The sequence below is a fragment of the Nocardia sp. NBC_01009 genome (assembly GCF_045208035.1).
In the GTDB taxonomy this organism is placed as follows: domain Bacteria; phylum Actinomycetota; class Actinomycetes; order Mycobacteriales; family Mycobacteriaceae; genus Nocardia.
Genome location: NZ_CP108695.1, coordinates 7,571,005 through 7,584,407 on the forward strand (window position 1 = coordinate 7,571,005; position 13,403 = coordinate 7,584,407).

Here is a 13,403-nt window from a genome sequence, read left to right on the forward strand (position 1 = left end):
CCGGGCTCGGAGACCTCGGTGGCAGGGGCGCACCGGACTCGGGTTCTAGAATGAGCGGCCGGCAACCGCCGAACAACGATCAAGAAAGCAATACCGCATTAACCGCGGAGTTAACGAGACAGGGACTTCGTGGAGTTACGCGATATAGAGATCTTCCTGACGCTGGCCGAGGAGCTGCATTTCGGGCGGACCGCCGAGCGGCTCAATGTCACCCCGGCGCGCATCACGCAGGCGATCAAGAAGCAGGAGCGGCAGATCGGCGCGCTGCTGTTCGAGCGGACCAATCGAGTGGTGCGGCTGACGCCGGTCGGTGAGCAGTTGCGCGACGATCTGCGTCCGCTCTACGAGGGGCTCGAACACAGCGTGCGGCGGGCCAAGCTCGCCGCCCAGGGGCACACGGCGAAGTTGCGCGTCGCCCTGCTGCCCTTCAATTATGAAGGGCTGCACCGCTATTGGGACGAGTTCCGGCGCCGGCACCCGCAATGGGAACTGCGGCTGCACCGGCTGTCCTTCGTCGACCCGTTCGGTCTGCTTCGCAGCGGCCAGTACGACGCGATCGTGGTCTGGCCGCCGGTCGCCGACGACCTGACCCTCGGCCCCGTCCTGTTCCGTGACGCTCGCGTCTTGTCGGTCAGCCACGATCATCCGCTGGCGGACCGCGACTCGGTATCGGTCGAAGACTTCGCCGACTATCTGCACACCTTTGTCCCGGACGCGCCCCGGGAATGGGAGGAAACCTACCTGCCCTTCACTACCCCGAGCGGCCGCCCAATACCCCGTGGCAAACCCGCCACCAACCCCGACGACCTGATCGACTGGATCGGCAACGGCGATATCATTCACCCTTTCCCCGCCCACGTGCTCTATCACTGGGGGGTGACCCACATTCGCTGGATCCCCATCACTGATATGCCACCGCTGCCCTACGCGCTGGTTTGGCGCACCGACAGCGAGCCGGTACGCGCACTCGCGAAAGTGATCAGCGATCTGGGCGACGCTCCATAGCCTTCGACCGGGGCAAGCCCGTCAGACAGTCCGACGGGCTCGTTCCTCTGTGCGAGCCGATCAGCGGTAGGAACCGGCGGTCAGGTCCGCTAGGACGTTGGGGCCCTTGGGCTCCCAGTTCAGCTCGTCGATTCCGGCCTGACCGGTGACAGACTGACTGAGGGCCAGGGCGTCGGCGAAGAGCTCGCCCAGCTCGGCTCGGGCCTGGTCGAGGGGCCAGACCTTGGTTTCACCGGAGACACCGGCCGCCCGGCCGGCGGCCGCGGCCAGGTCGGCGACCGGGACCGCGGGCTCACTGATGCCATGCCAGGTCGAACCCGCCGGGGCCGCGTCGACGACCTTGGCGAAAAGGTCTGCCAGGTCGTCGATGTGAACCATGGGCCACACGACTGTGGGGTCGGCGACGACCACGGGAGCCTCGTGCTTGCGAGCGAGATCGACCAGGAGAGCGGGGATTCCGCCGCCCCGGCCGTGGACGATGCCGGGGCGGATGACGGCCGCGCGGACGCCCGTGTCGGCGAGCGCGAGGACTTGGCGTTCGATGTCGGGACGGTACCCGACGATGGGGATCGGGTTGGTGGGCGTGGTTTCGTCGGCGCCGTCGGTCGCGCCGAGCACCCAGACTCCACTGGTGTAGACGAACGACTTGCCCGTGCCGCGCAGCGGATCGGTAAGCGCGGCAACCGCGGCCGCGTCGATTGCCGCATCGCCGCTGGGGGTGGCCAGGTTGATGACGGCGTCGATGTCGGGGGTGACCGCGGCGGTCAGCGACGCGGGGTCGGCCAGATCTCCCGTGCGGGTCTCGTACTCACTCGCGCTGGAATCGGTGCCGGGACGCTCGAGCGCCACGATGTCATGTCCGAGGGACGAGAGGTGTTCGGCGACCGCGGAACCCACGTAGCCGCTCGCACCGATGAGTAGTACTCGCATGAAAATCTCCTCCTGGTTGTAGAAACCGCCCAGGCTGCGCTGCAGCCCTGACGGTACCCCGGTACGGTATTACAGGTCGAAGTGTTTCCGCCAGTCGTGGCTACTGGTTGGTTGATTGTGCTGTTGTCCTTCCGGCTTAGGTATGTCGCCTTCAGCGCGACGGCCATCATCCCGGCTTCACCGAATGCTCTGTAATGCCGAATATCGTGCGGGTTCTTAGCCCGTTCGAGTGTGTGGTTATGTCAGCCAATTCTGGCAGCCGAACACCCATGGACAGCCGGGGGTTCTGCCGGTCCGAGCGTGTTGTCAACCCGCAGCGGTGGGGCCGGGTTGGATGGCGGCGCCGAGAGCGCGGGTGAGCAACCCGAGATCGAACGCGCGGTCACGTTCGATCTCGGTCATCCGCCACCGTCCTTCACCGCCATTCACTGCCCTACCGGCGCGCCGGTGCTCGGTAAGCCAGCTGCGCACATGTTCACCGAGTGAACTGTCGGGGGCGATCGAGACAGGCTCTCCGCGTTCTGCTGCGGCGAGTGCGTCGGCGAGGCCGGGAGTGTCGGTCAAGCCGTGCAGACTGGTGAGCCGTCGTACTTCGGTGACCGCATCGACGGGGCCGTCGTAGCCGGGTCGAACAGCCGGATCGTTGCGTGCTTCGGCGAACCAGGGTGCGATCTGTGCACTCATCAGGGGGCCGTTGAGTGCCTCGAACGTAGGCAGACGGCCGGTGAACTGTTCGATCAACCGTAGGCAACGCCCGTGGGGGCGGTCGTGGTTGTTGTCGAAATCGTCGTCCTCGTCGAAATCGTCGTCCTCGTCGTCCTCGTTGTCTCCCATAGCGAATCCGACTTCGAGCATGTGGGAGAGCAGGCGGTCGGGATCGGCGCCGTGCCGTAGGTGCGGGTAGGGGCAGGTCGGATCGAACCCCGTGATCAACACGCCATCGACCGCATAGGCGAACGCAGGAGACGCGTAGTCGTGCCGCAGCACCGATAGCGCCTCGGTTCCGTGTGACAACGCGGAGGTCAGGCTGATGCCGTTGAACCCGCCCGACTCGAATACGACGGTCCACCCGCCCAGCGGTAACGCCATCGCCATCTCGGGATATCCATCGTCGACGTTGTCCAGGTCCCCGACATCCGACCACGTGCGGGTCGCGAACGTGCCGGGCAGACCGCCCATTCGCCGCAACGCCTCCGCAGCGTCCACATCACGGATGAAGGTGAGACAGTAGATCTCCCCCAGCGAATCTCGTCCCCCACCGTCCGCCCACGCCAAATCATCGACAGCCACTGGATCACCTTTCGTCAAGCAAGGCTGCACGTGAGTCTAACGTGCTCGCCGCGCGGCGAATTTTCTTGTGCCGCTGCGCTTCCAGGTCTTTGCCGCGGATTTCTGCACAATCCGATACGGCTACAGCTGGTTTCGCCGGTGCTCGGCATAGGTGCGCTGAGCTTCCGCGATCTTCCCTGCAGCGTTTTCGAGCTGTCGCGCGGCGGGTGCTTACAGAAGGCCGCCGCGTCGTTGACTGAGTACGACGCCGCCCGAGCAGCAGGCCAAATCCGAGGGCGACAGAGCTGGCCTTACTTGACAATAGCGAGCAGTAATGCCGCATACCGCGCGGTTCGAGCTCGGCACGACCTGCTGGCCGGTGGGCTGGACTGGTTGCCGCTCAAGACATGAACTGCCACCGAAATCCGCTCCGATCTCTCGGCAGGACAGCCCAACGGCGCGTGATCACGTCCTCACTGCTGCCATCTTGGGGCTAGTGCCCGCGGGCTCCGCGAGTGGTACCCGCCTCGGGCCCCATCGGGGGGCAGCGACCACGAATAGTGCAGACATCGAATACGTGCCCTCCACCAGTTGCAGTTCCGACGCAGCACGCAACCTTCGGCCCAAAGAAGTCGGTACCCCTACGGGTCGGCTCGGTGGTCTGCGCCTTACCGGACCGGCTGACCTCCGGCAGCAACGCACTCTCGAGCCGCGATCCGAGGCGGTCGACGCGGGTCTCCCGTCGGCCGAACACTAATGCAGACTTCGAGTCCGATCACTCAGCCCACAATCCCGACAAGGAACGCGACCTTCAGCGCCGAAACCGATTCCAGGGCCGTCTTGTCGCGCGCCGGGTACGCTCGCTCGTCCGGAGTTCCATCGAGGGACCGACCTCCATCACGGCAAATTCAGTGCCGCGGCAGCTTCGAGGGTGGTGATTTTCTCTCCGTATCCGGCCAAGTGTGCAGCATGTCGGTACCGGCAGACACAATGCAGGACATGGAAAACGGTGATGACAACGACGCGGCCCAGCCCTCCCCGGCCGTGAACAGATGGACGGTCGGTCTCACCTGCGCCGCGATCGCCGCGACCGGCTACCTCATCGCCTGGCTGGTGCACGAGCCGGAGCCGTCGGAGCCCACAGCTCGGGCCGAAAACTCCTATGTCACTCCGCCGGTCGCGTTTCCGGTGCAGATCCCAGGCTGTGATGTCGTGGAACCTCCGCGGGAAGGGCAAACGTTCGGGATGGTTCACTCCGTCACATACGAATACGACAATCCGTCCTATCCGTGGTTCTCCGGTCCCAAGGCGGGCGCGATGACGCAGGCGCTGCAGGATGGGCTGCCCGGTGATGTCGAGATCGCCTTCGCCCCGGTAACGCGCTCGCTGGTGTTCCAGCCGATCCTCGGCGATGCCACGCAGAACAAGGAATTCGGCGGTTGGACCAGTGCGAACGCCACGCTGCTGCGCGGTGACCGAGCGGGCGCGCTGTCGGTGACCGTGCGCCAAGCCACCAAGCCGATTCCACCGTGCGTCGCCGGCGAACTCGACGAACGGCGCCACCTTCCCGATGGCACGATCGTCGATACCGATGACACCTGGTATGAGATCAACGGGGTTCGCACCCTTACGCGCGACGCCACCGCTTACCTGCCCGACGGATCCGTCGCCCACGCGAACGCCACCGATCAACCCGCTGAGGGCAGCGGCCGTCCCCGAGCCGTCCCCTTGGCCATCGATGAACTCGTCGCGCTCGTGACCGATCCCGAACTACGCATCAGCGCGCCGGTTCCGCCCGGAACGTCGAGCCCGCCCGAGGTCTGCCTGCCCTTCTCGAAATCCGGCGCGGTGATCGATCAGGCCCAGGCTCGTCGATGGGATGCGGTGCTGGCCCAGATCCCGCTCGACGGTGTGACCCTGGACCGGCCATTGGGGACGCTGCTGCCAGGGCATAGGGGCGGCGGCGTGTGCCAGGCGGTTCGAGTAACCACGCCCGGCCGGCAATCGCGGTTGGCCATCGTGATCAGCACCGAGCAACCCCTCCCGCAGGAGCCCGATACTTCCTCTTACGGCGGCGCGACGCGGCGGCTGCCGGACGGGACTGTGGTCGAGTCCAGCGAGCTGGGAAGCTCGCCGTCCCGCACCGTCACCGTCACTCGCCGGTCCGGGGTGCAGATCCAGGTCAGCTCCACCGATGCCGCCGATGAGCCTCTGCCGTTCGCGGTGCTGGAGGAGATCGCCCTGAATCCGGGACTCGAGGTGTCGCGATAAGGACGATTCCCGGGCTGCGCAATCTCGTGCTCGCCGCCGCGAGGGGCGTAATCACCAGCGCCGGTGCGGTGGTGGTCCTCTCGCGACCCGAGGATAGTACGCGCAAGATCACCAGAACCACGCGGATTCCGCTCCGGGTTCCGCCGTCAGTTCGTGCCGGTATCAACACGAACGGGGTATGGCTGGGGCTCGTGGAGTTCACCGCCTCTACCGGCAACGGACGCGGCCAGCTCGCGATGCGGCAATGGTGCCCCGAGCACTCCCTAGCACCGCCGCCGAACTCCGCAGGCAAAGGCGATCGCCGCCATGGTCTACGTGACCGGTAGCTGCGAGAGTCACTCGTCGGACACGGAGGAATTGTGCGACAAACGAATACATGCACTCCACCGGTTGGCCAGAAAGGGCAAGGGCGAGTCGAGACCAACCAATGGTGCGCGAGCCGAGCGATAGCCGAGCGAGACAGCCCGAACCGGCGCCGCCGGTAGCCCGAATGCTCTAAGGCCGCGCCCATTCAGGGTTTTCGGAGAGCGCTCCTCAATTCGGGTAGGATCGCGCAAGCTGTATGAGTGTCAACTCAGGCTGCGGCCGTGGCAGGGCGTCATCCTGAACCTGTTCCGCGATTTCGCGAACTTCGCTATGGGCATCTGGAGCGAGGTCGCCAATTGTTGAGACAAGCAGAGCCTGTGTGAGCCGGGCGACCAGCCTGCACGGATCACAAAGCCGCTCCACCAGCACAAAAACAAGAAGCCCCCGCAAAGCGGAGGCTTCCCTACATGCCAAAACGGCCTAACCGACCCTGGCCGGCGTTCTTCCGGTCACGGGTTCGAGTATGGCCGTCATGGTGGAGCCAAGGGGACTCGAACCCCTGACCCCCACAAAGAGGTTCATGAGACTAATCGGTCCGGCGAGACCTCGATGTTCGGCACCGACACCAACGATCGCCCCCGCGACGGCAACGAAAGTGGCCGCACCCTCCGACTATGAAGTCGCCGAATTACGTTCGGCCACAACGGAAATACAGCGCACAGCGAGGAACTCCCGTCGAGTCCGAACTGCACGACCTCCCCACCGGGCTACCCCGAACGCACCCCCACAACGGATACTCAACCCTCTATGACCCGCTCGCCAGAACGTCAAGTCGACCGGCGGCAACCCAGCCTCCCGGCCCACTGCGTCCAAGACGGTCCGTGACACCCGAGCAGACGACTGAGCAGGGAAAAAGGCAATACGGCCGACGATCTCCCTTCGGCTCCGCGAGCAGTCCTCCCCCCGGTAGGCACCCGACGTCGACGTCACATCGATGACGAAAGAGTGGGGTAACTGTGGGGCCGGCTCAAGTCTGCACCCACACCCGCGAACCGCCACACGATACGCAACCTGCACCGCGAGTTACCTCGAACGCTCGGTAGCGCCGATTTCCGTGCAGTCGTCTTGCCTACGGTCTGTGGCGTTGCCACCCTCGGTCGCCGGTCGCATCCCCGGCAGCGAGCGTCAGGATCATGTCCCGTGATGGCGGCCGGGGCCCCGCTCAGGCAGACAAAATGCACCCTGAATAGACGTGATAGATCCTCCGACTCGGAGGTCCGCGCCTTGGGCGGGTGGCCTTGGCGGCTGTGTATACCGGCGAAAGCGTGGGGTAACCGCGAGTAGCGGCGTCGAATAAGTGTGGCCACTCCGCGACGAGATCAAATCCCGGACACGGGGTCAGATCACCGAGTGCTGCCCACCCACGCGTGACCTTCCAGTCGGCAGCGCGAATCGGTTCCGCATGTTTCGACAGCGGATCGGCCGCCGTTGGTCCGTCACTCCGGCGGGTGCCGATCCTTGCCCCGGCCATCTCGGAGGGTTTGCTGTAGTTCGCTGTTGATGCGCTGGGCTTCGGCGAGCTGATCTTCGAGGATGACGATGCGGCACGCGGCCTCGAGTGGGTTGCCTTCGTCGACGAGTTGCCGGACCCGAGCCGCGATACGCAATTGGTAGCGAGAGTAGCGGCGGTGGCCACCCTCGGAGCGTTGCGGGGTCAGCAGTTCAGCGGCGTCGAGACCGCGCAGGAAGGCTTGAGTGACTCCGACGATTTCCGCGGCCCGGCCCATGCTGTAGGCGGGGTAGTCATCGTCATCGAGCCGGTCGGCGGGCGTGCTGTCAGGGTTCGCTTGCGGATCTTCCACTACACCTCTCGAGGATTTCATGCCCCCAGGCCCCGGCGCATACAGCGCCGGGGCCTGGGGTCGATCTATCTGTTGTTCAATTCCGACTATCGGCCGGCAAGGCCGGTGTCGCACACCGCGTCCGGACATGTCCACAATGACGCGTAGTGCGTATGTGTTTGCTCGTAGACCACCTCCCGGTTCGTAGGATGCGCACCCCGCGCCAACCAGCGACGCGGTCCCGCCCGGAAACTCGTCGAGACGCTTCCTGCGCTTTCTTGCGGTGTTCTTCGTCCCCTCCGGCGGTAAACCAAACATCAACTACTTCACCCCAGCCGGAGGGGACGGCCGAACCTAACATCTTCCGGGCAGTTCATCTCTGCCACGGCCACCGGACTTCCTACTCTCTGAACAAGAGCGACAGTACAACAGTCTGCATCGGTTGTCTACATTCACCACTACAGATTTCTTCTTCGCCGATCCGTAGCCCACTCCACCATTGACGGCCGCAACCGCTCGACTGTCACGAGCGGCAACCATTGCGAGGCAAGACACGCCCAACAGCGCTCCCCGGCCCGGTCAACAGCACGTGGGTGCACGAATAAACCCGGCGTACAGGCCTTTCCTTGCCGGGACGGCGCGCCCGAAGCAGCGCACCATCCCACAGGGTTACGCCAGGGACGAATCCTGTCGACGCTCGCTGGTTGCACACAGTCACCCCCGGTGCTATAAGAAATATGCACCCACTGGCACAGATTATCTTGCCAGCAGATTCGAGATGAAAGGACAGTTGGAGGTGGCGACCATGTTGATGCGTACCGATCCGTTCCGGGATCTGGACCGGTTCACACAGCAGGTATTCGGCACTGCGGCACGTCCGGCGGCGATGCCGATGGATGCGTGGCGCGAAGGCGAGGAATTCGTGGTCGAGCTGGATCTACCCGGCGTCGATCCGGATTCGCTGGATCTGGATGTCGAACGCAACGTACTCACCGTGCGAGCACAGCGTTCGGAGTTGAACGCGGGCCGGGAATTGATCGCCGCGGAACGAGCACGGGGTGTGTTCAGTCGGCAGTTGTTCCTCGGCGAGTCCCTCGACACCGAGGCCATCAGCGCCGACTACAACGATGGTGTGCTGCGACTTCGCATCCAGATCGCGGAGAAAGCCAAGCCACGCAAGATCGACATCGAACGCAGCAACCGACGGCAGGTCATCAACGCCTGACGCGAACGAGTACGCCGGAAAAACGAACAGGTACTCCGCGAGCCCGGCCATCTCGGCCGGGCTCGCGTCGTGCACGTCCCTGCGCAGCACCTCAACCGGCCGAACAGCCGCTCGCTGAGACCGACCCGATCGTGTGGGAGGCCGGAACAACGCGACGAGCGTTCGCTGTCCTCGTGACTCCGGTCGACCGTGTCGAGTGCTGGTCCACGAGCCCCGGACGTGCGGATTCTGCGGTTCATGGCATAGTTGGCTTTGAGACCGGGCGTATCGAAGTGATCTGCACGGCTCACCTACAGAGAAGAAGTTGTTAAAAACATGGCTCAAGGCAGTGTGAAGTGGTTCAACGGTGAAAAAGGCTTCGGCTTTATCGCTCAAGACGGAGGCGGCCCTGACGTCTTCGTGCATTACTCGGCTATCGGCGGGGCGGGTTTCAAGTCGCTCGAAGAGGGCCAGCGCGTGGAGTTCGAGGTAGGCCAGGGCCAGAAGGGTCCGCAGGCCCAGGATGTCCGCGCTATCTGATCCAGCGTGACCTGTAAAGGCTCCGCACCATCGAGGTGCGGGGCCTTTCTCATTCGTGTAGCGCCGGGCTCCGCCAGGCATTCAACAAGCCGGCCCGATCCCGAAAGAACAGCGCGCCCGCAAAAGCGGAACGCGAACACGCCGTGAACGACCGCTCATCAAGCGGCAGTGTCGGGTTCGTCACGCGCCGGTAGGAACGGGGTCGCATCAGGTGACCGTCCTTGCTCGATGCCGCGCCCACGCGCTAGTTCGGCATCGAACGCCGCACCCATCAGCACCGCGAGATTCGTGATCCACAACCACACCAGGAAGACCACCGCAGCGGCCAACGAGCCGTAAACCTTGTTGAACGAACCGAAATTCGCGACATAGACCGCGAATCCGGCTGAGGCAGTGGTCCAGACAATTACCGTAAGCACACTTCCCGGTGTCAGCCAACGGAACCCAGGGTGCCGAACATTCGGCGAGGCCCAGTAGAGCAGCGCGCACACCAAACTCACCAGCACAGCTAACACAGGCCACTTGAGTACATCCCAGATCCGGACACCCGCCGAGCCGACACCGAGCCACGCCCCGATCTCGCGAGCCACCGCTCCGGTGGCGACCACCCCGACCGTGCACGCCGCGACGACGACCAGCAGCGCGACGGTCAATCCAAGCCGCAGTGGCAACGTCTTCCACATCGAACGGCCTTCATCGATCTCGTAGATCGAGTTCGCGGCGCGAATGAACGCGCCGACGTAGGCGGAGGCGGTCCACACCGCGACGGCAAGCCCGGCCATCGCCACGGGCCCCGACAGCGAACGTGCATTCTGCAGATTCTCGATCGCGTCGACGAGAAGGGCGATACCGCTGCCCGGTCCGAGCTGCTCAACGGTGTCGATCAGCGTATCCGTCGAGCTGGGCTCCAGCATGCCGAGAACCGCAGTGAGCACCAACAGACCCGGGAAGAGCGACAGCACGCTGTAATAGGTCAGCGCCGCAGCCCAATCCGTGAGCTTGTCCGACCAGACCGCGCCAATCGTGCGCCACAGCGCATCACGCCAGGACCTCCACCGCAGGTCCGTCGGGCCCGACACCCGCTCAACAGTCATCCACGCACCTCCCGGCCAGCACGCGAATACCCAGGCGCCGTCACCCAAAACACATGGCCGGCTACAGGTCGTGAGCCTCCGGGCCTCGATTGATCGCACTTTGTCGACAAGCCACGCCCGAGACTGGTCGCGGGCAGCGCTGGTGCACCTCGAGCGCAACCCTGAGTCCGGGCGCAAGCCACGGCGTCCAGGTCAGGAACAGCCACCCTCCCACACGTCCCCCAGCATGATGAAAACATTGGGGCGAAACCGTGGGGTAAACGTGGGGTCGGCGCAAATGAAGCAGGTCAGGACCGGTGCGATACCGGTCCTGACCTGTATTAATACGTGGACCTTGGGGGACCTTACTACAACACGAAAACGCAGGTAGAAGCCCTGGAGACCCTGATCCAGAAGCTGCCCGACACCACGACAACCGCCCAGCGGCCCAAACCGCGACGCGCACGGCAACTCGACGCCGACCGAATCGCGAAACTGATCACCGAATACCAGACCGGATCCACCGTGTATGAACTGGCCGCCCGATTCGATATCGAACGGCGCACGGTCAGCACTATCCTCCACCGGCACCATGTGCCCATGCGCCGCCACGGCCTGTCCCCCGAACAAGTCGAGACCGCCGTCCACCTCTACCAGCTCGGATGGTCCCTCACCCGCGTCGCACAGCATCTCGACGTAGCCCACACCACCATCCTGACCGCACTCCGCCAACACGGAATACCCACCCGAGACACTCACGGAAGACCTCGGTAGCGGGCGCATGACCATGCCCTCCATCCGAGTAACAGCACTGGGCCGGCCTCGGATGAACGATCCGGCTTCTTCACGCGCGGCGCCTGCCGAGGATGCCGCCGACTACCTCCCGTCGACCCTGACAACACCTGTGACCAATGCTTCTGCCAGCACATCACGCCCCTCTTCTTCAGCCCGAAGTGCCGCACGCAGGGATACGATGCGCTGCTCGCGATCTGCCAACACAACCGCGATCGCCTGCTGTTGTTCGAGTCGCGGCACGGGAACCTCGAGGTCGGCGAGTGATTTTGAAGCCGCTTCCATAGGTGTGTCAGTTCAGATGTGTCAGGGGGCAAACAGCCACTCGAGCTGTGCCGCAGTGAGCTTGGGTGATGCCAAACCCGTCGGTGACCTCGACAGGGCTGATGGGTTGGTATGCGGTGGTACGCCAAGGACAAGCTCACTACGAGATAACTTGCAGGGCAGGGTGTTACGTAACGATCGGGTGATCGCGTGCCGGTTCGGGCGTCCAGATCGACGCGTGGTTGTGGATGTCCGCGTCGAAGGACTGCATCGCCGGCGCGTGCCGCGACGACGGGAATTCGGCGCTCATCGGGTACGCGAGGCCGGATGTCTCTATGCTCCAGTAGGTTTGATCTCCGATCTGGTTGCTGACGGTTAAGTTGGCGAACATCTGCCAGGTGGGCTTCTGGGAAGCTGTCTTCGATCTGCCGGAGCTGGTGCCAGGCGTCGATGTTGGCTGTTGCTGCGGAATCTCAGTACCGATCCCCGTTGCGCACTGTAGAATTTTGTACGGCAACGAGTTCGAGTACGGCAGGCAGAGCGCACACCTTCTTTCCACGCCGAACGGGACAGGGGATTTAGATGTCTCCCAGCATCGGTTATGCCGAAGTCTTCACTCACTCCACACTATGGCAATGCGAAAGTCGTTCTGGGGCAAGGCGATTATCGCCAGTCCCTGTTCTATGACCAGTGCCGACATCAGTCGTCGCGTTCCCCGTTTCAGAGACCACCTCTGACCGGTTGTGCGATGAGATGTCCGGTCGTCAGGTGAGGGCCTGCTGAGCGTGCGATTTGGCAGTCTTCCCCGCCAGGTGCTGGCCACAGTTCGATTCGAGTGAGCGCTCATGCCGCTTACGGGGCGCTCGGCAGGGCGAGACCTGTTGCCGCACAAACTATCCGCTATTCCGTTGATCGCGCGGGGCCATTGCTTCCGTGGCCTCGAGCTGCTGACCAAGACCGACTCTTCATTCTGATTGTCGAGTGACAGTCCCGATTATCGAGTGACAGTCCAGCATCTCCGCACTGCCTGCCGATGTGCTGCCCAGCCTGCCATCGATCGCCAGTAGCCGTCATGTGCCACCGCAGCGGACGCGACCCCGATACGGGTGCCGTCTGGGCGTATGTCGTGTGGGTGTGCTGCCGGTCAAGGAAGAAGTTTGGAGGGACGACATGCATCTGACTCCGCACGAGCAGGAGCGCCTGCTCATCCATGTAGCGGCGGACGTGGCCCGCCGACGCCAAGAACGTGGCCTGAAGCTGAATTACCCGGAAGCGATGGCGCTGCTGACGGTGTACGTCTACGAAGAGGCGCGGGCGGGGACGCTCGTACAGGACATCATGGACTCCGGTCGTCAGCAGCTATGTCGTGATCAGCTGATGGAAGGTGTCCCGGAGATGATCAAGGACGTCCAGGTGGAGGCGACCTTCCCTGATGGCACGAAACTCGTGACGATCACCAACCCTATCCAGCCACACCAGGCGGCTCACCCCTCTGGGCCAGTACACATGCTGAAGGTCGAACCCGTTCAGGACACGACGGTGCAACCGGTGCATCCGGGAAAGGTGGAGTACCCAGACGGGGAGCCGCCGATCGAATTCAATGAGAAGTTGAAGGATTCGACGAGGAAGGTGGATGTGTCCAACCCCGGAAAACGTCCGATCCAAGTGGGCTCGCACTACCACTTCGCCGAGGCCAATCCCGGCTTGGACTTCGATCGTCAGGACGCCCACGGCATGCGGCTGAACGTGGCGGCCGGGACCTCCCAGCGTTTCGAACCCGAGTGCGGCCCCGTCGAGGTCGAGCTGGTGCCTATCGAGGGTGAGCGTGTCGTGCTGGGCCTGCGCGGCGAAGTGGGCGGCCCTCTCGATCCTGCGTCCACGCGACGAAACGGGAGGACCTCTCGATGA

General features: G+C 63.9%; 12 protein-coding genes and 1 riboswitch. Of the genes, 6 read left to right on the plus strand and 6 right to left on the minus strand.

All coding sequences use genetic code 11. The annotated features are described in order from the left end of the window. The first annotated feature begins 129 nt into the window (after positions 1-129). Positions 130-1,005: a LysR substrate-binding domain-containing protein gene (locus OHA42_RS34170; RefSeq protein ID WP_406232080.1), complete on the plus strand. Its 876-nt coding sequence runs from the start codon at positions 130-132 to the stop codon at positions 1,003-1,005. Between the two features lie 60 nt (positions 1,006-1,065). On the opposite strand, the gene OHA42_RS34175 is transcribed toward OHA42_RS34170, so the two are convergent. Then, the gene (locus OHA42_RS34175) at positions 1,066-1,935 is read right to left on the minus strand and encodes an NAD-dependent epimerase/dehydratase family protein (RefSeq protein WP_406232082.1); all 870 of its coding nucleotides are present in this window, start codon (positions 1,933-1,935) and stop codon (positions 1,066-1,068) included. Between the two features lie 306 nt (positions 1,936-2,241). Next, positions 2,242-3,225 (minus strand): DUF6461 domain-containing protein, encoded by a 984-nt coding sequence (locus OHA42_RS34180; RefSeq protein WP_406232084.1) that lies wholly within the window; start codon positions 3,223-3,225, stop codon positions 2,242-2,244. 808 nt (positions 3,226-4,033) lie between these two features. Continuing rightward, positions 4,034-4,096: riboswitch (guanidine-III (ykkC-III) riboswitch) on the minus strand. Positions 4,097-4,203: 107 nt separating this feature from the next. Here OHA42_RS34180 and OHA42_RS34185 point away from each other — a divergent pair. Further along, entirely contained in the window at positions 4,204-5,475 is a 1,272-nt protein-coding gene (locus tag OHA42_RS34185; protein WP_406232086.1) for a hypothetical protein, read from the plus strand. Between the two features lie 1,802 nt (positions 5,476-7,277). On the opposite strand, the gene OHA42_RS34190 is transcribed toward OHA42_RS34185, so the two are convergent. Further along, entirely contained in the window at positions 7,278-7,568 is a 291-nt protein-coding gene (locus OHA42_RS34190; protein ID WP_328413311.1) for a MerR family transcriptional regulator, read from the minus strand. 844 nt (positions 7,569-8,412) lie between these two features. On the opposite strand from OHA42_RS34190, the gene OHA42_RS34195 reads away from it, so the two are divergent. Beyond that, the gene (locus OHA42_RS34195; RefSeq protein WP_406239800.1) at positions 8,413-8,847 is read left to right on the plus strand and encodes an Hsp20/alpha crystallin family protein; all 435 of its coding nucleotides are present in this window, start codon (positions 8,413-8,415) and stop codon (positions 8,845-8,847) included. 315 nt (positions 8,848-9,162) lie between these two features. Next, the gene (locus tag OHA42_RS34200) at positions 9,163-9,366 is read left to right on the plus strand and encodes a cold-shock protein (RefSeq protein ID WP_328404798.1); all 204 of its coding nucleotides are present in this window, start codon (positions 9,163-9,165) and stop codon (positions 9,364-9,366) included. A gap of 158 nt (positions 9,367-9,524) precedes the next feature. Here the strand turns inward: OHA42_RS34200 and OHA42_RS34205 are convergent, their stop codons facing one another. Continuing rightward, positions 9,525-10,460 carry a YihY/virulence factor BrkB family protein gene (locus tag OHA42_RS34205; RefSeq protein WP_406232089.1) on the minus strand — a complete coding sequence of 312 codons (936 nt, stop codon included), beginning with the start codon at positions 10,458-10,460 and terminating at the stop codon, positions 9,525-9,527. Positions 10,461-10,787: 327 nt separating this feature from the next. Here OHA42_RS34205 and OHA42_RS34210 point away from each other — a divergent pair, with 327 nt between their 5' ends. Next, positions 10,788-11,213, plus strand: coding sequence for a helix-turn-helix domain-containing protein (locus OHA42_RS34210; RefSeq protein ID WP_406232091.1), 426 nt, complete (start codon positions 10,788-10,790; stop codon positions 11,211-11,213). A gap of 102 nt (positions 11,214-11,315) precedes the next feature. Here OHA42_RS34210 and OHA42_RS34215 read toward each other — a convergent pair whose 3' ends face one another. Together OHA42_RS34215 and OHA42_RS34220 are read right to left on the minus strand one after the other, a co-directional pair. Continuing rightward, positions 11,316-11,516, minus strand: a complete 201-nt coding sequence (locus OHA42_RS34215; RefSeq protein WP_406232093.1) for a restriction endonuclease subunit S — start codon at positions 11,514-11,516, stop codon at positions 11,316-11,318. A gap of 166 nt (positions 11,517-11,682) precedes the next feature. Further along, positions 11,683-12,012: a hypothetical protein gene (locus tag OHA42_RS34220; RefSeq protein ID WP_406232095.1), complete on the minus strand. Its 330-nt coding sequence runs from the start codon at positions 12,010-12,012 to the stop codon at positions 11,683-11,685. A 617-nt stretch (positions 12,013-12,629) separates the two neighbouring features. On the opposite strand from OHA42_RS34220, the gene OHA42_RS34225 reads away from it, so the two are divergent. Continuing rightward, complete coding sequence (locus OHA42_RS34225; RefSeq protein ID WP_406232097.1) at positions 12,630-13,403, plus strand: urease subunit gamma; 774 nt, start codon at positions 12,630-12,632, stop codon at positions 13,401-13,403.